The organism is Limnoglobus sp. (assembly GCF_059499385.1).
In genome coordinates, this window is sequence record NZ_JCABYM010000120.1 from 1 (window position 1) to 23337 (window position 23337).

At 67.7% G+C, this 23337-nt stretch carries 21 protein-coding genes; 3 read left to right on the forward strand and 18 right to left on the reverse strand.

Annotated elements, in window-relative coordinates; translation table 11 throughout:
• Positions 1-208: 208 nt before the first annotated feature.
• Complete coding sequence (locus AC5JJ2_RS21690; RefSeq protein ID WP_495860125.1) at positions 209-1573, reverse strand: replication-associated recombination protein A; 1365 nt, start codon at positions 1571-1573, stop codon at positions 209-211.
• Between the two features lie 169 nt (positions 1574-1742).
• On the opposite strand from AC5JJ2_RS21690, the gene AC5JJ2_RS21695 reads away from it, so the two are divergent.
• Positions 1743-2132: a response regulator transcription factor gene (locus tag AC5JJ2_RS21695; protein ID WP_495860126.1), complete on the forward strand. Its 390-nt coding sequence runs from the start codon at positions 1743-1745 to the stop codon at positions 2130-2132.
• A gap of 39 nt (positions 2133-2171) precedes the next feature.
• On the opposite strand, the gene AC5JJ2_RS21700 is transcribed toward AC5JJ2_RS21695, so the two are convergent.
• Together AC5JJ2_RS21700 and rnc are read right to left on the reverse strand one after the other, a co-directional pair.
• Positions 2172-2462: a hypothetical protein gene (locus AC5JJ2_RS21700; protein WP_495860127.1), complete on the reverse strand. Its 291-nt coding sequence runs from the start codon at positions 2460-2462 to the stop codon at positions 2172-2174.
• 1 nt (position 2463) lies between these two features.
• On the reverse strand, positions 2464-3201 hold the full coding sequence (gene rnc / locus AC5JJ2_RS21705; protein WP_495860128.1) for a ribonuclease III: 738 nt from the start codon (positions 3199-3201) through the stop codon (positions 2464-2466).
• A gap of 152 nt (positions 3202-3353) precedes the next feature.
• On the opposite strand from rnc, the gene AC5JJ2_RS21710 reads away from it, so the two are divergent.
• On the forward strand, positions 3354-4385 hold the full coding sequence (locus AC5JJ2_RS21710; protein WP_495860129.1) for an agmatine deiminase family protein: 1032 nt from the start codon (positions 3354-3356) through the stop codon (positions 4383-4385).
• Between the two features lie 123 nt (positions 4386-4508).
• On the opposite strand, the gene AC5JJ2_RS21715 is transcribed toward AC5JJ2_RS21710, so the two are convergent.
• On the reverse strand, positions 4509-7148 hold the full coding sequence (locus AC5JJ2_RS21715; RefSeq protein ID WP_495860130.1) for a PSD1 and planctomycete cytochrome C domain-containing protein: 2640 nt from the start codon (positions 7146-7148) through the stop codon (positions 4509-4511).
• A 59-nt stretch (positions 7149-7207) separates the two neighbouring features.
• Positions 7208-7675, reverse strand: a complete 468-nt coding sequence (locus AC5JJ2_RS21720) for a hypothetical protein (protein WP_495860131.1) — start codon at positions 7673-7675, stop codon at positions 7208-7210.
• Between the two features lie 210 nt (positions 7676-7885).
• On the opposite strand from AC5JJ2_RS21720, the gene phnD reads away from it, so the two are divergent.
• The gene (gene phnD, locus AC5JJ2_RS21725) at positions 7886-9037 is read left to right on the forward strand and encodes a phosphate/phosphite/phosphonate ABC transporter substrate-binding protein (RefSeq protein WP_495860132.1); all 1152 of its coding nucleotides are present in this window, start codon (positions 7886-7888) and stop codon (positions 9035-9037) included.
• A 201-nt stretch (positions 9038-9238) separates the two neighbouring features.
• On the opposite strand, the gene AC5JJ2_RS21730 is transcribed toward phnD, so the two are convergent.
• The 13 genes from AC5JJ2_RS21730 to AC5JJ2_RS21790 all read right to left on the reverse strand — a co-directional run bounded on the left by AC5JJ2_RS21730 (position 9239) and on the right by AC5JJ2_RS21790 (position 23017).
• Positions 9239-10117 (reverse strand): tetratricopeptide repeat protein, encoded by an 879-nt coding sequence (locus AC5JJ2_RS21730; RefSeq protein ID WP_495860133.1) that lies wholly within the window; start codon positions 10115-10117, stop codon positions 9239-9241.
• Positions 10118-10160: 43 nt separating this feature from the next.
• Positions 10161-11513 carry a DUF8689 domain-containing protein gene (locus AC5JJ2_RS21735; RefSeq protein WP_495860134.1) on the reverse strand — a complete coding sequence of 451 codons (1353 nt, stop codon included), beginning with the start codon at positions 11511-11513 and terminating at the stop codon, positions 10161-10163.
• Positions 11514-11558: 45 nt separating this feature from the next.
• On the reverse strand, positions 11559-11795 hold the full coding sequence (locus AC5JJ2_RS21740) for a hypothetical protein (RefSeq protein WP_495860135.1): 237 nt from the start codon (positions 11793-11795) through the stop codon (positions 11559-11561).
• Positions 11796-11903: 108 nt separating this feature from the next.
• Positions 11904-12605: a hypothetical protein gene (locus tag AC5JJ2_RS21745; protein ID WP_495860136.1), complete on the reverse strand. Its 702-nt coding sequence runs from the start codon at positions 12603-12605 to the stop codon at positions 11904-11906.
• A 73-nt stretch (positions 12606-12678) separates the two neighbouring features.
• The gene (locus tag AC5JJ2_RS21750; protein WP_495860137.1) at positions 12679-13656 is read right to left on the reverse strand and encodes a type II secretion system F family protein; all 978 of its coding nucleotides are present in this window, start codon (positions 13654-13656) and stop codon (positions 12679-12681) included.
• A 109-nt stretch (positions 13657-13765) separates the two neighbouring features.
• Positions 13766-14725, reverse strand: a complete 960-nt coding sequence (locus tag AC5JJ2_RS21755; protein ID WP_495860138.1) for a type II secretion system F family protein — start codon at positions 14723-14725, stop codon at positions 13766-13768.
• A 136-nt stretch (positions 14726-14861) separates the two neighbouring features.
• A complete protein-coding gene (locus AC5JJ2_RS21760; protein ID WP_495860139.1) occupies positions 14862-16262 on the reverse strand; it encodes a TadA family conjugal transfer-associated ATPase in 1401 nt (466 codons plus the stop codon).
• A 47-nt stretch (positions 16263-16309) separates the two neighbouring features.
• Positions 16310-17554: a CpaE/TadZ family protein gene (locus AC5JJ2_RS21765; protein WP_495860140.1), complete on the reverse strand. Its 1245-nt coding sequence runs from the start codon at positions 17552-17554 to the stop codon at positions 16310-16312.
• A 108-nt stretch (positions 17555-17662) separates the two neighbouring features.
• Complete coding sequence (locus AC5JJ2_RS21770) at positions 17663-19429, reverse strand: type II and III secretion system protein family protein (protein ID WP_495860141.1); 1767 nt, start codon at positions 19427-19429, stop codon at positions 17663-17665.
• 179 nt (positions 19430-19608) lie between these two features.
• Positions 19609-20922 carry a Flp pilus assembly protein CpaB gene (gene cpaB / locus AC5JJ2_RS21775; RefSeq protein ID WP_495860142.1) on the reverse strand — a complete coding sequence of 438 codons (1314 nt, stop codon included), beginning with the start codon at positions 20920-20922 and terminating at the stop codon, positions 19609-19611.
• A gap of 648 nt (positions 20923-21570) precedes the next feature.
• The gene (locus AC5JJ2_RS21780) at positions 21571-22386 is read right to left on the reverse strand and encodes an A24 family peptidase (RefSeq protein ID WP_495860143.1); all 816 of its coding nucleotides are present in this window, start codon (positions 22384-22386) and stop codon (positions 21571-21573) included.
• A gap of 115 nt (positions 22387-22501) precedes the next feature.
• Complete coding sequence (locus AC5JJ2_RS21785; RefSeq protein WP_495860144.1) at positions 22502-22693, reverse strand: Flp family type IVb pilin; 192 nt, start codon at positions 22691-22693, stop codon at positions 22502-22504.
• A 126-nt stretch (positions 22694-22819) separates the two neighbouring features.
• Positions 22820-23017 carry a Flp family type IVb pilin gene (locus tag AC5JJ2_RS21790; RefSeq protein WP_495860145.1) on the reverse strand — a complete coding sequence of 66 codons (198 nt, stop codon included), beginning with the start codon at positions 23015-23017 and terminating at the stop codon, positions 22820-22822.
• Between the last annotated feature and the right edge of the window lie 320 nt (positions 23018-23337).

The following is a 23337-nucleotide window of genomic DNA, read 5'->3' on the forward strand; positions in this document are numbered from 1 at the left end:
ATCATGCCGCAAGGGCGGGAGTTAGTGCAAGACCAGTTGTGAAACAGCCTCTACTCAGAAGGCAAGAGGTTCCACTTTTGACGAAAAGCATAGCACCACGCGAGTGTCAGCTTCTTGCCCCAGACACCACGTTTCCACGTTTGATTCAACAGTCGTGTCTCATCGCATAGCTGCCCGGCGTTGCGACTGGTGAGCCACTCTTCTTCCGTCATCCCCCGCCCTCCGGCTTCCGTCCCGCCTGCCGTCGCCGCTCGATCTCGGCCATCCGCTCGCGGATCGTCGCCTCGAACCCGCGGTCCGTCGGCTCGTAATACCGCACGGCCGCCGGGACGTACTCCTGGTCCACCCAGCCCCCCTCGCCGTCGTGGGCGTACTTGTACCCGACGTGCCCGAACTGCTTCGCCCCGGCGTAGTGCGAGTCCCGCAGGTGCTTCGGCACCGGCAGCGTCCGGCCCTCCTTCACGTCTTTTGATGCCGCGCCGATCGCCACCGTCGCCGCGTTCGACTTCGGGGCCGTCGCCAGGTAGCAGACGGCGTGCGATAGGTTCAACTGGCACTCCGGCAGCCCGACCCGCTCGACCGCGTCCCACGCCCCGTTGGCCACGAGCAGGCCCATCGGGTCGGCGTTCCCCACGTCCTCGGACGCGAAGATGACCAGCCGCCGGGCGACGAACCGCGGGTCCTCGCCGGACTCCAGCATCCGGGCCAGCCAGTAGACGGCCGCCTGCGGGTCGCTGCCGCGGAGGCTCTTGATGAACGCCGACGCCAGGTCGTAGTGCGCGTCGCCCGTCGGGTCGAAGTCGAGGACCTTCCGCTGGATCGAGTCCTGGGCAAGTTGCAGGTCGAACAGCAGCTTGCCGTCGGCGGTGCGGGTGGTGGCGTCGTTCTCGACGGCCTGCGACGACTTCACGCCGATCTCCACGGCCGTCAGCGCCCGGCGGGCGTCTCCGTCGCAGATCTCCGCCAGGAAGTCCAGCGCGTCGTCCGTCATGGTCACGGGGACCTTCCCCAGCCCGCGCTCTTCGTCGGCGAGCGCCCGGCGGATGATCGTCTTGACGTGGTCGCGGGTCAGCGGCTCCAGCGTGAAAATCTGGCTGCGGCTGAGCAGCGGTGTGTTCACCGCGAAGAACGGGTTCTGCGTCGTCGCCCCGACCAGGATGACGATGCCGTTCTCCACGTCCGGCAGCAGCACGTCCTGTTGCGAGCGGTTGAACCGATGAATCTCGTCGAGGAACAGGATCGTCCGCTCGCCGTCTTCCTCCAACCGGCCGCGGGCGTCGGCGAGGACTTCGCGGACTTCCTTAATCCCGGCGGCGACGGCGTTCATGGCGACGAAGTGCGACTTCGTCTGGTTCGCGATGACGTGCGCGAGGGCGGTCTTGCCGCACCCGGCCGGGCCGTAGAAGAGGACGGAGTTCAGCCGGTCGGCGAGGAGCATCCGGCGGAGCAGCTTGCCGGGGCCGAGGATGTGGTCCTGCCCGACGAACTCGTCGAGCGACCGCGGCCGCATCCGGGCCGCGAGCGGCTGGGCGGACAGGCGGTTGGCGGAGCGGAGGTCGCTGAAGAGGTCCATGACGCCATGCTACCCGAAAACCGCCCCCGGTCATCTTTTGTGGAACCCTGAGCGGAAGCGACGGGGTGGAGGCGCAACACCCCGTCGCTTCCGCTCAGGGTTCTACAGCGAAGCCATGACGAATGACCAGTGACGTGGTAAAGTGGAAGACACCGGTGGAGGATAACCCGTGGCCGACGCGAAGACGATCTTGGTGGTGGACGACGACCGCGAACTGATCGACGCGGTGCGGACCATGCTCGAGCGGCAGGGGCACAAGGTGCTGCAGGCGCACGACGGCCACCAGGCGAAGCAGATGGTCTACAACCACAAGCCGGACCTGATGATCCTCGACATGATGATGCACCGGATGGGCGGGTTCCCGGTGCTGGAACACTTCAAGGACAAGGCCGACGCCCCGCCGATCATCATGGTGACGGCCAACGAGGGCGGCCGGCACAAGGCCTACGCCGAGTACTTGGGCGTGATCGACTACATCCGCAAGCCGTTCTCGATGGAGAAGCTGCTGGAAGCCGTCAACAAGGCGTTCCGGCCGAAGGACGAGACGCCTCTCGAATGACCGTGGAACCCGGAGCGGGAGCGATGGGGTGTGTCTCCCTCACCCCACCGCCCCCGCTCGGGGTCCCACTTCCAGTTCCGGCTTTCTGACCAACTCCTTGTCGCGGTTCCCGCGGCACATCTGGTAAATGCCCGGCACGGCCAGCGTCTCGCCGTGCAGCAGCCGGCACTGGCTCTGCTTCTGCCTCGCCTTCGCGAAGTTCGCGGCCAAGCACTTCTCGCAGGACAGCGAGTACGTCTTCAATTCGCGGGTGAGGCCGTCGCTCCATTCGGCCGCGACCTTGAACTCGGCCGGGGCCGCACAGGAGTAGCACAGGACGGGGTAGTTCATCTCAGTTCGACGGGTACGGCAGCGGGTCGCCGGTGATCGCGGCCAGCGCGTTCAGGGCGGCCTTCAGCTCCGCCTCCTTCTTGTTCCGGCCCCACGCCGCCGGGTACATGTGGGTGTTGATCTCGCACCCCACCTTGAAGCACTTGTCGTGGTCCGGGCCTTGCTCGTCCAGCAGGTAGTACCGCGGCGTGCCGCCGAGTTCCCGCTGCGCCACCTGCTGCAGGGCCGACTTCGCGTTGTTGTTGATCGCGTCCCCGGCGACGGCGTCGATCTCCGGCTCGACGAACTCCAGCACGAAGTCCTTCACGACCTCCCACCCGCCGTCCAGGAAGATGGCCGCGACCAGCGACTCGAACACGTCGGCCAACAGGTTCGCCGGGATGTCGCCGCGGTTCTCCATCCCCTTGCCGAGGAACAGGAACGCGCCGAGGCCGAGCTGCTCGCTGAACTTCGCGCACGTCTTCCGGCTCACGACGACCGACTTCACCTTCGTCATGTCCCCTTCCTGGTAGTCCGGGAAGCGGGCGTACAGTTGCTCGCAGGTGACGAGGCCGAGGACGCTGTCGCCGAGGAATTCGAGCCGCTCGTTCGACCCGGCGCGGGTGTTCGCGCCGGACGTGTGCGTCAGCGCGGCCTTCAGCAGGTCGATCCGTTGGAAGCGGTAGCCGATGACCTCCTGGCACTCGTCCAGGACGGACCGCTCGCGGGTGGTGGTGAGTTCGGTGGTCGGTGGCATCATGCGCCAATTAATGGGGCGAGGGGGAGAGAGTTTCGCCACAAGTTCGGCCGGGGCCGACGTGTTCGGCCGCGCCGGGCCGTAATGAATAGCTTAATGTTAGCCCGAAAATCCGGGTTGGGCCACCCGTACAACCATCCGAGGGCGGAAAAACGATGCCGTTCCGCATGCCCGCCGAGTGGGAGCCGCACGCCGGGACGTGGCTGGCCTGGCCGCACCGCACGTCCGACTGGCCGGGGAAGTTCGGCGTCATCCCGTGGGTGTACGGCGAAATCATCCGCACGCTGGCCCGGTACGAGCCGGTGAACGTGATCGTCCGCGACGCCGCGATGAAGGCCGCGGTCGAGGCCGTGCTGAAGAAGGTTCACGCCGACGTGAAGAACGTCTTCCTCCACGTCATTTCGACGGACCGCAGCTGGGTCCGCGACTCCGGGCCGATCTTCGCCTACGACGAGGCCGGGCGGAAGGTGGCGCTCGACTGGCACTTCAACGCCTGGGCCAAGTACCCCGACTGGAAGGTGGACGACAAGCTCCCCGGCGTCGTCGCGAAGAAGTTGAAGCTGCCATCGGTTCAACCGACGTGGAACGGCACGCGGGTCGTCCTCGAAGGCGGCAGCATCGACGTGAACGGCGCGGGCCTGATGCTGACGACGGAAGAATGCCTGCTCAGCGAGGTGCAGCAGCGGAACCCGTCGCTCGACCGCGCCGGCTACGAGGCGGTGTTCGCCGAATTCCTCGGCGTGAAGAAGGTGCTGTGGCTGAACAAGGGCATCGTCGGCGACGACACGCACGGCCACGTCGATGACCTGGCCCGGTTCGCGGGCGCGAACACCGTCGTCACCGTCGTGGAGGAGAACGAGCGGGACGAGAACCACGCGATCCTTCGCGAGAACTTCGACCGGCTGACGGCGGCGACGGACCTCGCGGGGAAGAAGCTGACGGTCGTGCCGTTGCCGATGCCGTCGCCGGTGGTGTTCCGCGGCCAGCGAATCCCGGCGAGCTACGCGAACTTCTATATCGCGAACGGCGTGGTGATCGTGCCGACGTTCAACGACGTGCAGGACCGCGTGGCCCTCGGCACGCTGGCGGAACTGTTTCCGGACCGCGACGTGATCGGCATCCACTGCGTCGATCTCGTCTGGGGCCTCGGCACGCTGCACTGCATGACGCAGCAAGAGCCGGCGTGACCATCGCCCGTTCCGCGGTGACACGGACCAACTATATAGCCGCCGGCTTGCCGGCGGGGTTTGGGGCCTCGCAGAACCCCGCCGGCAAGCCGGCGGCTATATGAAAACGGGTTACCGAAGCCGTCAATCCACGAACGCGAACTCGTTCGCCATCAATAACGACTGCGCGAAATCCGCCCACCGGTCGCCCTTCGCCACGAACGCGGCGGCCAACTCTCGCTCCTCGGCGTCCGGGCCGCGGCCGTAGGCGTGCCGGAACATCGCGTCGATCCGCGCCGCCGGGTCCAGCTTCTGGAGCTGTTTCATCCCGGCGAAGCGCTTCGCGGCGTCGCGGATGAACGGGCCATTCAGTAGGAACAGCGCCTGCGGCGCGGTCGTCGTCGTCACCCGCTGCGAGACGCTGGCCGTCGGCGCGGGCACGTCGAACGTGCTCCACAGGCTCGGGAACTCCAGCCGGTTGACGTGTGCGTACACGGCCCGCTTCTTCCCCGTGCCGCCGAACAGCGGGACGGCCTTCGACTTCAGCAGCAGGTTGTCCGACACCGCCAGCATCGCGTCGTGCAGCGCCTCGTAGTCGAGCCGCCGCCGCGACATTCGGCCGAGCCAGCGGTTCTCCGGGTCGAGCGCCACGGCCTTCCGATTCTCCGGCAGCGACGTTTGCTGGTACGTCTCGGTCATCAGCATCAGCTTGTGCAGTCGCTTCACCCGCCAGCCGTTCGCCATGAAGTCGGCGGCCAGCCAGTCGAGTAGTTCGGGGTGCGTCGGCGGGTCGCCGCGGGTGCCGAAGTCACCGGGCGTGGCGACGATGCCGCGGCCGAAGTGGTGCGCCCAGACGCGGTTCACGAACACGCGGGCCGTCAGCGGGTTGGCCGGCGAGACGATCTCGCGGGCCAACTCCAGCCGCCCGCTGCCGGTCGTGAACGGCTTGCGGTTCGCGTTCGCCAGTCGGAGGAACTGCCGCGGCACGTACTCGCCGAGCCGGTTCGGGTTGCCGCGCTCGAAGACGCGCGGTTCAAATGGCCGCGGCGAATCGAGAAGCACCATCGCCCGCGGCGGCCCGGTGGCGACGTGCGTCTCCAGCGCCTTGAGCAGCTTCTGGTACTCGTCCTGCGTCGCCCGGTCCGGGAACAGCGAGAGGAACCCCCAGTCGAGCGCCATCGGCGCGTCCGCCGGGGACCGCGGGCCGTACAGCACGCCGCGCAACTCTTCCGCCGCCGGGTCGTCGGTCTTGCCCGCCTTCTCGACCTCGGCGAACAGCTTGCCGTACCGGTCGGCCACGTCCTTCATCGCCCTCGGCGGGACGGCGAACGCGGCCCGCACCCGCGGGTTCAGCTTCTTGTCAGCCAGTTTCTTGGTAACTGGCTCGAAGTCTTTCTCCTCGGCCGCCGCGAAGGCGAACCACGGCGTCCACACGCCGTCCGGCTTCTTCCGCACCTCGTCGAGGTACGTCCGCCAGCGCGTAATCATCGCCGGGTTGATGTCCCCCTTGTCCGCGATCAGCATGAAGTCGTCGGCCGGCGGCTGGTTGCGGGCAGTCCACACGGCCAGCAGGTACTCCCCGGCCCGCGTGCGTGCGCCGGCCACTAACTCCTTGTGCTTCGCCGTGACGAAATCGACGAGCGCCTTCTCCCGCTTCGTCAGCTCCGCGGCGAACGTCTTGTACGTTTCGTCCGTCGGCTCCTTCCCCCAGAGCGGCGGCACGCCCGGCTCCGTCGAGCCGCGGAACACGCCGTACAGCGAGTAATAGTCGGCCGCCGGGATCGGGTCGAACTTGTGGTCATGGCAGCGGGCGCAACTCACGGTGACGCCCATCAGGCCGCGGGTCACCACGTCGATCCGGTCGTCGATCACGTCGTGCGTGTTGTTCATGAAGTGCCCGCCGACGGTGAGGAACCCGAGGGCCGCCAGCCGCTTCGGGTCGTCGAGTTTCAACTGGTCGGCGGCGAGCTGCTCCAACACGAATCGGTCGAAGGGCAGGTCCCGGTTGAACGCGTCGATGACGTAATCGCGGTACGTCCAGGCCCACGGGTACTCCTGCTGCTCGAAGAAGACGTACCCCTTGTTGTCCGCGTACCGGGCCACGTCCAGCCAGTGCCGGCCCCACCGCTCGCCGTACTCCGGCCGCGCGAGCAGGGCGTCGATCAGCCTCTCGTACGCGTCCGCCGACGGGTCCGCGACGAACGCCGCGACCTCGGCCGGCGTCGGCGGCAGCCCGAGTAGGTCGAACGACAGCCGCCGCACGAGCGTCCGCCGGTCCGCCCGCGGCGATGGTGACAGCCCGTTGTCAGCGAACTTCTGCTTGATGAAGTGGTCGATCGGACTTTCAGATTTCGTGCTTCGGAGTTCGTGCTTTTTCAGCGGCTGGAACGCCCAGTGCGTCTTGAGCGCGTCCGGCTTCGCGAGCGTCGCCCCCTTCGGCCACGGCAGCCCGAGTTCGACCCACTTCTCCAGCGCCGCGATCTCGGCGTCCGGCAGCATGTTGTTCTCCGGCATCTTCAACCCGCCGGCGTGCCGCACGGCGAGGATCAGCCGGCTGCTGTTCGGCTTGCCGCTCTCGACGACGGCCCCGCCGTCGCCGCCGAGCAGCACCGCCGCGCGGGAGTCGAGCCGCAGCCCGCCCTTCGCCTTCTCGCCGTGGCACGCCAGGCAGCGGTTCGCCAGCACCGGTCGGACGTGCTTCTCGAAGAACTCGTCGTTCTTCGCGTCGTCGGCCCGCGCCGCAGTTCCGACCAGGCCGATCACTATTCCGAGGACGAGTCGCATCGCAGTCTCCGTTGCCGGTCGGGTGGGGATAGTTTCGCAGAATCCGGGTCGCCCTTCACCTACAATCCCGGCCCGTGCGCGGCGTGGAACCGTTGCATCAGCACCCGCCGCGTCTCGGCCCGCACCTCCGGGTCGGTCGGCTCCCGGCCCTCGTACCGGAGGTTCTCGCGGCACTCGGCCAGCCGCTTCGCGTACTCGTCCGGGAACAGCCGCTGGAACTGCTCGAACAGCTCGTCGGCGGGCAGGTCGTGTTCGTCCCATTCTTCGGTGTCGTCGAACTCCCCGACGGCGAGGGCGGCCGCGAGCGTCTGTTCGCACGCCTTGACCTGTTGCCGCGGGGTAGGAAGGGGCGGCAGCGTGTGACCGCTGGCGGCGGGGCCGGCGTGCCGGCGAGGTCGCGGCCGTGGCGGAGGCGGGTCTTCTCCGGGTCGAAGATGGCCCGCACCGCCCGCTCGGCGACGGCCGGGTCCGGGTGGGCCAGTTGTCGTTGATAGTACAGCGCCGCGGCGAACAGGGCGTCGGCCCACGCGGCCTGCCGTTCGTCCGGCGTGGCCGGGGTTAAATTAATCGGATGACTTTCGCCACAGGCCACTAGCCGGCACCGTCCCACGGGTCGCTTCCCGTTGGCCACCGCTAGGCGGTTCCTCACCGGACTTTCTTCTTCCCTACGCCGAACCGACACCGGCTATCATTTCACTAGTCATTTCCACCCCGACCCTTCGCCCGGCAGGACACCCATGAGCGACGCCGTTCCCCCGACCTCGCCCGCCAACCCGCCGGCCCGCGGCACGTCGCCGGGCCGCGTCCTCGCCATCGCCGCCGCGCTGGTCGCGATCGCCGGGGCCGTGTACGCGGTCGTCTACTACCAGAACCAGAACATCCCGCCGGTCGATACCGTCAAGGCCCTCAAGGACTACCTCGCGTCGGCCGACCAGTTCGCGAAGCTGGACGCCGCCTACGCCGACGCGGACGGCGACCTCGTGGCCGACCCGCCGGCGGACGCGGCGAAGTTCGTCAACCCGCCGGAGTTGGCGTTCACCGTCGTCGTGTTCGACGACCCGGACCAGGCCGAGAAGACGTGGAAGCCGTTCCTCGACCACCTCGCGGCGACGACCGGCAAGAAGGTGAGCTACCTGAAGCGGGTCCCCGGCGCGCCGCCGGCCCCGGCCGAGAAGCCGGACGAGGAGCCGGTCGGCGACCCCGGCGCGCTGCGGACGCTCGACCAGCAGTGGGCGGCCGTGAAGGACGGAAAGCTGCACGTCACGGCGTTCAGCACCGGGGCCGTGGCGCGGGCGGTCAACGCGGCCGGGTTCGTCCCGCTGTTCGCCCCGGCGGACGCGGCCGGGACCTTCGCCTACGAGATGGAAGTCGTCGTCCCGGCCGGCAGCCCGGTTCAAAAGGTCGCGGACCTGAAGGGGAAGACGGTCGCGTTCACCGGGATGTCGTCGAACTCCGGGGCGAAGGCCCCGCTGGTGACGCTCAAGCAGGAGTTCGACCTGCTGCCGGACCGGGACTACGCGTTCGTACTGACCGGCGACCACAAGCGGTCGATCCTGGACGTGGCGGCCGGCAAGCACGCGGCGGCGTGCGTGGCGAACGACATCCTCGGCCAGATGGTCGCGGCCGGGGAGGTGAAGGACGGGGCGGTCCGGTCGATCTACAAGTCGAAGCCGTTCCCGCCGCTGTGCTTCGGCGTGCCGCACCAGCTGGACCCGGGGCTGAAGGCGGCGGTGCGGAAGGCGTTCGAGACGTTCTCGTTCGCCGGGAACAGCGTCGGCGAGCGGTTCGGGCCGCAGAAGCGGGTGAAGTTCGCGGCGGTGGACTACAAGAAGGACTTCGAGTACGTCCGCGAGGTGGACGCGAAACTGGCGAAGTTCTTGGAGAAGTAATCCGCCGCCCGATTCGTCTAACTCGCGGCCCCTGTTCCTCTCGGCCCACGTCCTGACCCCGAAGGGGTTACACAGGTCAGCCCAGGGCGTTGCCCTGGGCTGACCTGTGTAACCCCTTCGGGGTAAAGAGTCGATTGGGGCGTGCCGCGCTCTCGCCCGTTACTTCACAACCCGGCCACCCCGCCCGACCGCGCGTGGTGGTTACTTCCCCTCTTCCCGGTACTCGACCGGCTGCACCGGGTTCGCCGCGGCGGCCGCGGCGGCGGCCGCCATCGCCTCCTGGGCGGCGACGAACGCCGGGTCGGCCTTCGCGGCTAGGTCCAGCTGCTGCCGCGCCAGGTCGGGCTTCTCCATGTCCGTCAGCAGCTTCGCCATCGTGAACCGGGCCTCGGCCTCCGGCATCACGGCCGCCATCGTGTTGAACCCCTCCTCGAAGTTCCCCGTCCGGGCGACCAACATGCCGAGCGTCCGCTGGTAGCGGCGGTTCTCCGGGTCGCCGGCGATCGCCTTCTGGCACGCGGCCACGCCGCCGGCCCAGTCCTCGAACCGGGCGTGCGTCAGGGCCAGCTCGTAGGCCGCCTTGTGGTCCTGCGGGTGGTGCTTGAGGAGCGTCTGCAACGTGGCCACCGCCCGCTCCCGGTCGCCGAGCCGGGTGTACAACCGGGCCAGCCCCTGGAGGGCGTCGTGGTTCTTCGGGTCGGCCTCCAGCGCCTTCTGGAACTTCATCCGGGCCTCGTCCGCCATCCGGTCGAGGTTCGGGTTCGGCTTGCCTTCCTCCTGGAAGTCGAACGCCGCCCCGACCTGGGCGTTCGCCAGCGCCGCGACCGTCTCCGGCTTCAGCGGCCCCTTCCGGGCGGGGGCCTCCGCGACGGCTTCCGGCGGCTGGAACTTCGGGGGCGTGCCGGACTTCGGCGCGAACATGCGGGTGAGGGCGTTGCCGGACTTCGGCGCGGCGGCGACGGCCGCGGCGGCCGGGGTCGGTTGGCCGGACGTGAGCGACGGCTTGGAGCCGAACCCCTTGCACCCGGCGGTCGCCAACAGGGACGCGACCGCCACCGTCTTCCAACGTCGGCCTTCCATGGCTCTACTCCGGGTGGCCCCCGGTGCGGACTTGAGGGAATCCTTACTGGAATTCCGCGATGAAGCTGTTCGCCGCTTCGACGATCAGGTCGCGCGTCAAGTGCACGGGTTGCCGTCTGTATCGGCAGATGGACTGGACGGTTTCCAGCAAATCGCGACAATCGCTCGCCCGCGGGGCGCGGCCCTTGTTGTAGTACCGCTCGTACAGGTACTCGATCGCCGGCTGGTCGTAGTTCATCCCCAGCTTCTTGCACACGGCCGCGAAGATCTTCTGGTACACGTCCTGGGTCGGGGCGTTGATCCCGACCTTGTGCCGGATCCGCCGCAGGAACGCGTCGTCCACCAGCTGCTTCGGGTCCAGGTTCGTGCTGAAGATGATGAGCTGCTCGAACGGGACCTGGATCTTCTTCCCGCTGGCCAGCGTGAGGAAGTCGTGCCGGTCTTCGAGCGGCAGGATCCACCGGTTCAGCAGCTCCTTCGGGCTGCACAGCTGCCGGCCGAAGTCGTCGATGAGGAACACGCCGCCGTTCGCCTTGAAGTGGATCGGGGCCTGGTAGAAGTTCGACTCCTTGTTGTACCGGAGGTCGAGCATCTCGAGGTTCAGTTCGCCGCCGGTCACGATGACCGGCCGGCGGATGCGGACCCACCGCTGGTCGGACGCGCCGGTGTTGAGCAGCCGGCGGACGGTGGCGTCCGACTCGTCGCCGAACTCCAGCGGCGTGTCATCGACCATGTGCAAGGACGGGTCGTACACGGTGACGATGTTGTTGTCCGCGACGAACGCGTACGGGACGTAGATCGACCCGCCGGCGGTGTTCATGAACTCGCCGATGCTCCGGGCCATGGCCGTCTTCCCGTTGCCCGGCGGGCCGTAGATGAACACCGACCGGCCGCTGATGATCGCCGGGCCGATGGCGTTGAACATGTCCTCCTTCAGCACGAGGTGGCTGAAGGGTGCCCGCAGGGACTCCGGGTAGCACTGGAGGCCGGTGACCGCCTGCCGGTAGCACTGCTCGACGTAGTCCTCGATCGGGACCGGGGCCGGGCCGACGTAGGCGCACTGCTTCATCGCCTCGTGCGCCCGGCCGCGGCCGAAGTCCGTCAGGCTGAACTTGTAGCTCACGTCCCCGACGAGGTCGCCGCCGTCGATCTGGATGATCTTCTCGTCCTTCAGCCACCGGAGCGTGTCCCGGATGATCTTGAACGGCAGGCAGAGGAACTGCGCGAGGTCGCGGCCGACCATCGGCCCCTTCGCGTAGATCGTCCGCTGGATCATGTCGCCGAGGAACGACATGGTCAGCCCGCACTCCTTGATGGTGTCCGGCGCGGTCGGGACTTCGGGCGTCGGGTTGGTCGATTCCCAATCCACGACGGGCGGGCGGAGGGTGGTGGCCATGGGTCCAATCTCAAGGTGAAGGGTCGAGGGTGAATGCCGCCGGCGTTACTTCCGCCACTTCCCGCGGGTGATGATGAACAGGCCGAGCGCCCCGGTGCCGAGGACGATCATCGTGACGGCGCTCTTGCTCTTGAACGCGCCGCCCCAGTAGTCCTTGAACCCGTCCCAGTACTTGCGGACGGCCGACTTGGCGGCGAACAGCGGCTCGCCGGCGGCCGCCGGGGGCGCGGTGAACAGCACGAGGCCGACGGCCAGGGCCAGCAACAACAGGGTGCGTTTCATGGTGTAGTCTCGCGTCCGTCGTGGGAAACAACGCCGCCAGGCCGGGCGTCTTCCCGCGGGGGGAGGACGACCGGCCTGGCGGTTGGGCGTCGGGCGAAACGGGCCGGGTTACCGGTAGCCGCTCCCGCCGCCGCCGCTCGTGCCACCGCCGCCGCCGGAGCTGCCGGACCCGGAACCGCCGGACCCGCTGCTCGTCTGGCCGCCGCCGCCGCTCGGGCTGCCGCCGCCGCCGCCGCCCTGCCCGCTCAGGCTGCTGCCGTACTGGGCCGACAGGCCGCGGACGGCGTTGCCCAGGTACTGGGCCGGGAAGCTCGGGTCGGCCGGGTCGTGGACCTGGACCTCGAACGTGATCGGCGACCCGGCCGTTTGGGCCGCCAGGTACTTGTGGATCGCCGCCGCCCGCCGCTGGTCGAGGTCGCGGCGGGTGTCCGCGAACTTCTCCGGGGCGTTCGCGTCGAACCCGACGTCGCGGGCCGTCTGCAGGTACACCCGGCCGTCCTGCGAGCCGCGCTTCCGGACCAGGTAGTCCAGCCGCTCCGTGCCGGACGCGGACAGCTTGTCCGTGGCCGGCTCGAAGTGGTAGTTCCACACCGTCTGGTCCAGGTACGCCCCGTTCTGGGCCTGGACCTGGAACGGCGCGAGCGTTTCGAGCCGCGCCGTGTGGTTGTACCGTTCCGGCCAGGACGGGTCGACGGCGTTGCGGTACCGCTCGCCGATCGGGGTCCGGTTGCCGGCCCCCGCGCACCCGACCGTGGCCAGCCCGCCGGCGGCGACGGCCGCGGCGAACATGATCCGATGGATCGCTTTCATCGCCTTCCTCCTTGAACAACCGTCGGGCGTCCTGCCCGGAGATTGCGGTTCACGAAAATCCGACCCGCCCACCTTACCCGTTCGGGTTCCCCATCCCCTTCATGATGAGGTTGCGGTAGATCTGGATGGCCGCCGGGCCGACCAGCACCACGAACACCGCCGGGAAGATGAACAGCACGAGCGGGAAGATGAGCTTCACCGCCGTCTTCGCTGCCTTCTCTTCGGCAATTTGCCGCCGCTTTGTTCGCATCGAATCCGACTGCACCCGCAGCGCCTGGGCGATACTCGACCCGAACCGGTCGGCCTGGATCAGGATGGCGGCCAGCGCCCGCACGTCGTCCACGCCCGTCCGGACGCCGAGGTCGTGCAGCACCTCCCGCCGCGGCCGGCCCATCTGCAGCTGCAGGTTCGCCAGCGCGAATTCCTCCGTAATCACCTTCGCGTGGCCCTTCATCTCGTCCGTCACCTTCCGCATCGCGGCGTCCAGCCCGAGGCCGGACTCGACGCACACGACGAGCAAGTCGAGGGCGTCCGGCAGGGTGACGAAGATTTCCTTCTGCCGGGTGCTCTTCAGGAACGCCAGCACGATCTGCGGCAGGTAGAACCCGACGCCGGTGATCGCGATGACGTACTGCAGGGCCTTCAGCCCGAAGCCCATCGTCATGAAGAAGAACAGGGCCGACGGCACGAAGAACAGCAGCAGGCACGCGACCCGCAGGCCCTGGTAGATCGCCGGGGCGCTCTCGTGCCGGAACCCGGCGTTCGCCATCGTCACCTTGAGCGAATTCTTCTCGAGGTCGGACTGCGGCTCCATCGCCGCCCCGAACTTCGAGAGCTGGTCCTTCAACCCCTTAAATCGGTTCTTCGACTCCTTGTCGTTCATCTCAAGTTCGGCGAGCGACTTCGGCCGGCCGATCCGCTCCAGCCGCTCTTCCGCCTGGCTGTTCCGCTGCGAGATGAGGGACAACAGCCAGAACGTGCCGACCATGATGGCGATGAACACCATGACGGGCGACGCCTCACTCGCCGTTACGAAGGCCAACAGTTCCACGGGAGTCACTCCACGTTGTCGGGTCTAGCGGGTATCGGGTCTCGGGTCTCGCAGAGGTCAACGGGTTCGATCTGCGAAACCCGATCCCCGAAACCCGACAAACCCGGCGTTAAACTTTGATGTCCACGATCTTCTTGATGACGAACGCCCCGATCAGCATCGCGACGAGCGCGCCGATCGACATCTTGATCCCGATCGGGTCCGTCCAGAGCAGCTTCTCGTACTCCGGCTTCATGACCATCATCAGGAAGAACAGGCCGATCGGGAGGGCGATCAGCACCACCCCGGACAGCCGGCCTTCCGCGGACAGGGCCTTGACCTGCCCGAGGATCTTGTACCGCTCCCGGATGACGTACCCGATCCGGTCGAGGATTTCCGCCAAGTCGCCACCGGTCTGCCGCTGGATCGCGACGCTCGTGATGAAGAACTTCAGGTCGAGGTTCGGGACCCGGTCGGTCATGTTCTTCAGCGCCTCTTCCAGCTGGATGCCGAGGTTCTGCTCCTCGTACACCCGGCCGAACTCCTTGGCGATCGGGGCCTGCATTTCCTCCGCGACCACGTGCATCCCGGCGGCCAGCGAGTGCCCGGCCCGCAGCGCCCGGGCGACCAGTTCCAGGGCGTCCGGCAGCTGGCTGGCGAACTTGTCCAGCCGCTTCTTCCGCTTCCACGCCAGCCACAGGAACGGGATCGGGAACGCCAGCAGGAACATCACCGGGGCGACGTAGGCGTTCACCATCCAGATGCCCATGACGAACGCCACGAACCCGACCCCCATGCCGATCCCGAACAGGGCGCTCGGCTTGATGTTCGCGTCCGCCTGCTCGACCATCCGGGTGACGTTGAAGAACTCCGGCGTCAGCTTGTCGAGGACCGACTTCCGGTCCACGGTCAACAGCGCCTGCTTCAGCATCAAGTCGGCGGACGACTCCTTCCCGTTCCGGCGGCCGACGAGCATGTCGAGCCGCTCGGTCGCCCGGCCCTCGTCCTTGCCCGCGAACGCCATCATCAGGGCCATCACGGCCCCGATCACCAGCGCGCCAATGACTACCGACAATACCAGCGGACTCATGGGATGTACCTTCGAGAGCGTTGCCTACGCCCGTCGGCTCGGGGGTAACCCCGTTGCCCATCCCTGGGCGAGCGGGCCAATCGGTCGCCGCTCGTCTGTCCCGCGGCCGGTCCGTGGCCGCGGCGTGTGTTCGCACTCAGTCCCGTAGCAAGACCCGCTCGGCGAACATGTTCGCCGGTAGCTTCACGCCCTTCTGCTCCAGCCGCGGCACGAACGTCGGCCGCACCCCGGTCGCCTCGAACTGGCCGAACGCCCGGCCGTTCTGGTCGATCCCGAGCTGCCGGTAGCGGAAGATCTCCTGCATGATGATCACGTCCTGCTCCATGTTGTTCACTTCCGTGATGCTCGTGATCTTCCGCGGCCCGCCCTGCAGCCGGTTCGCCTGGATGATGAGGTCCACGGCGGCGGAAATCTGCTGCCGCATGGCCTTGATCGGCAGCTCGATGCCGCCCATCATGATCATCGTCTCGAGCCGGCTCAGCCCCTCCCGCGGGGTGTTCGCGTGGAGCGTCGTCATCGACCCGCTGTGGCCGGTGTTCATGGCCTGGAGCATGTCGAGCGTCTCGCCGCCCCGGCACTCCCCGATGATGATCCGCTCGGGCCGCATCCGCAGGGCGTTCTTCACGCAGTCGCGGGTGGTGACGGCCCCCTTCCCTTCGATGTTCGGCGGCCGCGTCTCCAGCCGGACCACGTGGTCCTGTTGCAGTTGCAGCTCGGCCGCGTCCTCGATCGTAATCACCCGCTCGTCCGACGGGATGAAGCTCGACAGCGTGTTGAGCAGCGTCGTCTTGCCGCACCCCGTCCCGCCGCTGATGACCACGTTCAGGCGGGCCTTGATGCACGCCTCCAGGAGCATCGCGATTTCCGGCGTGAACGCCTTGTAGTTCAGCAAGTCCTCGAGCTTCAGCGGGTTCGACCCGAACCGCCGGATGCTGAGGCTCGCCCCGTCCAGCGAGATCGGCGCGATGACCGCGTTCACCCGCGACCCGTCCGGCAGGCGGGCGTCCACCATCGGGTTCGTCTCATCGACCCGCCGGCCGATCTTCGACACGATCCGGTCGATGATCTGCATCAGGTGGTCGTTGTCCCGGAAGAACACGTCCGTCTTTTCCAGCTTCCCCCGCCGCTCGACGTACACCTTCTTCGGGCCGTTCACCAGGATGTCGCTGATCGTCGGGTCCTTGAGCAGGATTTCGAGCGGCCCGAACCCGAGCGTCTCGTCGAGCACCTCCTCGATGAGCTTCTCCCGCTCGATCCGGTTGAGGAGCGGGTTCTCGGTGTCGCACAGGTGCTCGATGACCTTGCGGATGTCCTTCCGCATGGCGTCGCTGGACAGGTCCTTGATGCGGGTGAAGTCGAGCCGCTCGACCAGCTTCGAGTGGATCTGCCGCTTCAACTCCTCCAGGTTCTTGCCGCCGCTGCTGCCGTTCGTGCCGCCGAAGCTCGGGCTGGACAGCCGGCTCAGCCCGGCCAGGCCGCTGTTGCTCTGCCCGCTCAGGCTGTTGAGTTTCGAGATCCCTTGCTGCAGCCGTGACATCGGAGTTCCTCAGGGTGTGCGATCCAAAGCGGGCGACAATTCGGCGGTTACTTCTTCCCGAACGAGAACCAGCCCTTCTTGCTGTCCGTCGCCCCGCTGGCGGTCGCGGCGGACGCCGTCCGGCCGCACAGCGCCTGCGCGAGGCCCTGGATGTTCTGCTGGACCTTGCTCTTCGGGTTGTGCTTCACGAGCGGCTGCCCGGACACGCGGGCGGCGATGACCGACTTCGCGTCGTTCGGGATTTGCCAGAAGATCGGCCGGCCGATCACTTCCTCGGCCTTCTTCAGGCTGATGCCTTCTTCCACGGCTTCCGCGCCGACGCGGTTGACGAGGACCCGGACCCGCTCGCCGAGCTGCTCCTCGGTGTTCGTCAGCAGGTGGTTCAGCCGGACGACGTTCCGCAGGCTGCCGAGTTCCAGCTGGGCGACGAGCAGGATCTGGTCGGCCATGCGGAGGGCCATGAGGTCGGTCGGCAGGAACGACTTGCTCAGGTCGAGGACCAGGTGCGTGTAGCTGATCTTCAGCAGGTTCACGATCCGCTCCACGTGCGTCTCGTGGATGACGCTCATGTCCTGGATTTCGAGCGGGTGGCGGAGGATGGACAGCCCCGTGGCCTCGTGCTTGACGAGCGCCCGCTTGAGGAAGTTCATGTCCAGCCGCTGGATGTTCCGGGCGAGGTCGGCGATGGAGATGTTCTCCATCCCCTGGACCTCGACGGCGATGTCGGCGTCGCCCAGCGCCAGGTCGAGGTCGAGCAGGGCGACGACGTTGTTCGGGTCGCTGGCGAGGGTGGAGGCGAGGTTGACGGCGAGCGTCGTCGTGCCGACGCCGCCGCGGGAGCCGAGGACGGCGATGACGCTGGACGGGACCTGCTGCCGGGGCATCAGGTTCGACCCGCTGGAGCTGGCCGCCATCGTGTCCTGCGTGCCGTTCAGGTCGCCGAGCGCCCGCCGGAGGGCGGACAGCAGGTCCTCGAGTTCGACCGGCTCCGTCAGGAAGTACTTGGCCCCCTTCTGGAGGGACAGGAGCAGGGCCTGGTGGTCCTTGCTGATCGTCAGGATGGCGAGCTTGGGGTGTTCGACGGACAGCTGGCCGATCATCTGCAGGGCGCGCTGCTTGTCGGCGTCGAGCGACACGATGGCCAGGTCGGGCATCGACTGGGCGATCACGTCGAAGAAGTACTCGTACCGGGCGCACTCGGCCTCGAGCCACACGAAGTCCACCCCGAGCAGCAGCGTGCGGAGGGACTCGCGGGACGACTCGGTCGGGTCTACGATGGCAACTCGTTGCATGACGGCAATACCGCAGTTAACAGGGGTCCGGGCGGCGGCCCCGGCCCGGTTCGGGGCGCGGGGGCCGGCCCCCGGACCGCGTCCGGGGGCCGCCCGTCTGGGGCGTCGTTACTTCTTCGGCAGCTCCTCGATCGGCGGGAGCGGGGTCGGCGATTCCGGGACGATCGGCGGGACCTCGACCGTCGGCGTCTCGGCCTGGCCGGCCACGTTCACCACGGCCGGGGCCTCGGGGGCCAGCGTCACCCCGCCGGTCGGCCGGGGGGCGGGCATCTGCGGGAGGGCCGTCGGCACGCCGGTGCTGCACGTCCCGGTCAGGGTGTTACACGCCCCGCCGCCCGCGCCCGCCCCGCCGTTGCACACGAACCCCTTGGCCGGGAAGATGCCGTACGTCGGGTCGCACTTGTACGCCGCGTTGTAGCACCGCCCGTTCCAGACCTGCCGTTGGCCCCGCGGGGCTTCGATCAGGCCCTCCAAGAATAGTTCATAATCGTCCGGCGAGCGGGTTTCCCGGCCGGGCAGCCGGCGGGGAATCTGCGTGCAGTCCAGGGCGTCCACCAGCCGCGGGGTCACGAGCACGACCAGCTCCTGCTCCCGCTCGTCGTGGCTGATCCGGCTGAACGCCGGCCCGACGAACGGGAGGTCGCCGATGAACGGGACCTTGTTGTTCGTCGCCTGCACCGTCGTCTCCAGCAGCCCGCCGATGGCGAACGTCTGGCCCGACTCCAGCACCACGCTGGCGCGGGTCGATTGCTCGGTGAAGCCGGGGGAGAACCCGGCGGCCGTCTGAATCCCGAGGCCGTCGTTCCGCGCCCGGATGGACGGGGCCACGTCCAGGTAAATCTTCCCGTCGCCGTACACGATCGGGAGGACCTCCAGCACCGTGCCCACCTGCTCGAGCTGGACGCTGATGCTGCCGAGGCCGCCGCCGGTGGCGCTGAGCACCGCCTGCTGGCCGCCGGACCGGATGACGGCCGGCCGGCCGGACTGCGTCGTCACCTTCGGCTCGGACAGGATCTTCGTCAGCCCTTCCGCCCGCAGCGCCCGGAGGGCGACGAACAGTTGGGCGGAGGCGACCCCGAACCGGAGGTTGGAGTCCGGGGACAGGGTGGCGTCCATGATCCCGGTGAACCCGACCGTCTGGCTCTGGACCAGGTTGCTGATCGTGCTGCCGAACGACGCGCTGTTCCCGTTGATGAAGAAGTCCGCCCCGCGGGTCCGCAGCTCGGTCCGGTTGACCTGGGCCACGACGACTTCGATCATCACGTGCTGCGGGCCGCCGACGTTGATGGCGTTAATCACCTGCCCGCCGCCGGCCCCGCCGGCCGCGCCGGCCGCGTTCGCCGCGATCCGGGCGACGATGTCGGCGTCCGACGGCTTGTTCACGTAGCCCGTCAGGATGATCCCGTTGCCGACGCCCGGCAGGACCTCGACGCTGGCCGTCGGGACGGCCCGCTGGATCACCTTCTTGAGCAGCTCGTAGTCCGGCTGGACGACGACCTCGTACTCGATCTTCGCGCCGGTGTTCAGGGTGAACGTGATCCGCGTCACGCCGGCGTTCACGCCGATCAGCTGGACCGCGTTCGGGTTGTCCGGGTCCGGCCGCGTCTGCAACACCTGGTCGTTGGTCACGGCCGTGTTCGAGACGTTCGCGCCGGCCGGGAGCTTCGGCGTGAACACCACCAGGCCGCCGAGCGGCACGAGCAGTTCGCCGGTCTTGCCGATCCGGACCTGGGCCGGTTTGCCGGTGGCCGCCGCGTCCTTGGGGACCGGGGCCTTCGCCTGGCCGACGGCCGGGGTCCCCGACGTCAGGTGGAACCCGGCTACCACCGCCAGTCCGCCGAGCATCAGCCGGCGGGTGAGTTTGAACGGGTGCATCCTTTCACCTCTCCTCGCTAGGGTCAGCGGGTAAACCCGCCCGATCGCCTTCAGTCGGTCAGGCTTGCGCCGGGCCGGACTCTCCCGGCCTGGTGGCGCGGGCAACGCTCCGGCCGTCGTGGCCGGGGCCGTCTCAGGCCGGCGGGCCGCGTCTCCGTGCGGCCCGCCGTTGGTCGTCGTCAGCTCACCCGCTTGCCGCCGGGGGCGGGGGCGGGGGCCTCGTCCTTCTTGTCTTCCTCCGGCGCGGTCGGGGCCACGCCGCCGTTGGTCGGGGTGACCGAGCCGTCCGGTTGCACTTCGCCGGTCAGCTTCCAGGTCTTGTCCGCCTGCTGCTCGTACCGGAACGTCTTCGTCCCGCTCGGCCCGGTGATCGTCTTGTCCACCGTCACCGCCTTCGCCTTGGCCGCCTTCGGCTCCGGCTTGACCTCGGGCTTGACCGGGTCCGGGGTGGTCGGCGTCTCCTTCGCCGTGGCCGCGTCGTCCGTCGGCTTGCCCTTCGGCGTGTCCGGGGCCTTGTTCGTCACGTTCGCCCGCGACACGAACTGGTTCGCCCCGACTTCCTTCTTCAAGTAGTGGCCGATGTGGGCCTTCAACTCGAGGACGGCGTTGTCCGGGGCGACGACCTCGTCCTTCATCCGGAACTTGGTGTTAATCACCTCGTCCGTCAGTTCCGTGCCCGCCGGCAGGTCCACGACGGCGACCGGGACCTTAACGTAGGTCACCATCGGGGTCGTGCCTTGCGGCTGCTGCTTGTTCGGGTCCTCGGCCGTACCGTTGACCGCCTCGTTGATCCAGGCGATCACCTCGTTCACGTCCCAGTCTTCCATCTTGTTCGCGTCTTGCTCCGGCTTGCCGATGACGACGAAGCTGAGCGTCACCCCGGCCGTCTCGCACATCCGGATGAGCGTCGTCTCGTCGTTGTTCACGGCGAGCGTGACGTTCTGCACCTGCGTCCGCCCGGCCGGGGCCCCCGGCGTCGGGATGTACTCGCTGTCCACGGCCATGACGTGCATGTTCGGGATCAGCACCCGGCCCTTGACCTGCTGCGTGTTCCGGTTCTGCACCGTGCCGATCAGGTTGACCCGGCTCGTCGGCTTGACGAACGGGGTGACCTGGGCGAGCGGCAGCTTGACCGACATCAGCCCGGCCTTGCCGGTCGGCGGGAGCAGCTGGTCGTGCTTGCTCACGTCCGTCTTCTGCAGGAAGACGTTGGCCGCCACCGGCCGGGTGAGCGAGTAGTCGAGCAGCTCCTCCTCCGTCTCGATCGCGTTGTCCGGCACGTCGGCCGCGTTCATCCGCTTCCACTTCACCAGGTCCTTGAGGGCCTCCTTGGTGAACTTGGTCGGCGGGTTCAGGTCCTTGATGGCGATCAGGACTTCCTTCTGCGGGATCGCCTCTTGCTTCGGCCCGGCGTTCATCCGGGAGGTCAGGAACGCGGCCCCGAGCCCGCACCCGACGGCGACGACCATCAGGATCAAATTCTTTTGTTTCACAGTGTCCCCCTCGTGTCGGTTCGGTCGCGGGCCGCGGCGGCGGCGCGGAACCTCGTTCCGGATCGCGACGCACGAGGGGTTAACGTCGCGAGGTCGGCCCGGAGGCCGGCGTGTTGTTCCAACCCGATCATTCGACCCATCATTCCTGACCGGTCGAAGTTGCCGCCCCGTGGCGACTTGTATCGTTGGTGCCTGCGTCGCGACCCCTCGGCTCGACCCAAGTTCAGGCGGTGAACCCTAGAACGAACTTGAGGGGACGCAAGTGGGGAGCGGTCTGAATCGTTTTTTCGCGCCTTAGCTAGTTTCCCAGTCGTAGCAGAGCGTTTCCCACGCCCTTTTCATTCGACCGGGTTGAGCCGGATGCTTCACTTTTTCTGGCCGTATCGAGAGCGCCGGGTTTGGCTAAGTTTTCCGAGTTGCCGGCGGCAAGGCCGCGGGGATGAGGCGGGGACGGCGGGACGAGGATTTGTGGGAGATGGGTTGAAGTCGGGGGTTGCCAGTCTTGTAGGGCGGGTCAAGGCTTTGCGCCGACCCGCCGGGGGGTGGCTGGCACCGACGGCGGGTCGGCGCAAAGCCTTGACCCGCCCTACGGAAAACAACCGCGGCGGGCCGTTCGGCCCGCCGCGATCACGTCTTCCGCGCCTTGCCTTACACGGACAGGAACAGCCGGTACCACAGATAGCCGAGGAATCCGACGCACAGCGGCACGCCGTACGGCAGCCGGGTCCAGTCCTTGCGGCGGGAGTTCGCCCGCTCGGCCGCCTTCTTCGGGCCGTGCGTCACCATGATCTGCAGGTCGGTGACGATCTCGCGGGCGTTCTGCATGTTCTTGTGGAACTGCCGGCGGAGGGCCATGATGACCAGCCCGAACACGCCGCCGACGAGCACGCCGAGGGCGAACGACCACCAGATGACGGCGAGGGCGGAGATCGTCGTGCCGGTCAGCTGGGTGTACGCGCCGCCGAAGAACGCCCCGATCCAGGACCCGAACGCCATGGTCATCTTCACGTCCCCCTCGCCCATGCCGCCGATGAACAGGGCCGGGAACAGGACGGCGAACCCGACGAGCGTGCCGAGCAGCGCCTGGCCGATGCCGCCGTTGCCGGCGAAATCCACGCCGAACGTGTGCAACAGGCCCAGGTACCAGCCGGAGACGACCAGCGACAGCGTTAGCCAGTTCGGGACCTTGAACGCATACCCGTCGATCCAGGCGGCCCACACCATGCCGATGCAGATGACGACCAGCGCGCCGAGGTTGGCGGCCTTCGGCAGGGTGGCCGTCTCCGGCACGACCGCGGCCCACGCGAGGTGCGCCAGGTACGCGGCGACGACCCACGCCACAGCCGTCAGCGGCACGCGGGCGAGGGTCATGGCCAACTCGCGGTCGAACGCGATTTCTTCCGCCGGCTTCGGCGGGTCGGCGACCGGGGTGGCGGCGGGGGCGGTGGCGATCTCATTCGCCATGACGGAGTTCCTCGGGGAAGAATGGGAGGGGCGGTTGGTTCGGTCCTGCAACCTAGAACAAAAAAAGAACCGGGGCGAAGAATCGCCCCGGTTCTTGTTAACCCGTCGTAACAGCTTAGCTCGCGCCGTTGCCGGCCGCGATTTGGCCGTCCACGTAGCTGAACGTCTGGGAGGCCGTGCTGCCGAGCGCGGTGATGGCCGCGATGCAGACGACGATGATGAGGGCCAACATGACGGCGTACTCGACCGCCGTCGGGCCGTCTTCCTTCTTGAGGAACGAAACGAGAGCCTTCTTGATGCTGTTCATCGGAGAACCCTTTCCAAAGAAAGAAACTTGGGAAAAAATGTCGGGCGGTTTTTGGCACCACTGCTGGCCGTCACAGGACTGGCCTACAGTTTGGGTCTGGCCCGGTGCCACGACCAAGCACGTCACTTACGACGCCCCGTTCACGGCGGCGGCGGTGTTCAATTCGGTGTTCGCGAAAACACCGGAGGCACTGGACCCCAAGGCGGTGATGGCGGCGATGCAGACCACGATAATCAGGGCCAGCATCACGGCGTATTCCACTGCCGTAGGACCGTCCTCCTTCTTCAAGAACACGGTGACGTGCCGAGCGACTTTCGTCCACATGGGCACACCTCGGTAATTGTGTCGGGATGCGACCGGCGGTGGTTGCGCCCACGTAGGACGGCGACCCACCCTCGTTCTCATCCGCTCACGCCGGAACCATAGGTCGGACGGTAGGGCTGTCAAACTCGCCGCGACCGATTCGCGGGGAAAAATGGGAAGAACCGTTGGGAAACTACGCGGCGGACGCGGCTTTCAGCGGACAGGGAAAGGACGTGTCCGGACGGTGACGGGGTTAACGCCGGAATTGCGATTCGGGCGCGGAGAAGTCGCGCCGGGCGGGAACCCCGGAATGCGAGGGCCGGTTCTTGTAGGGCGGGTCA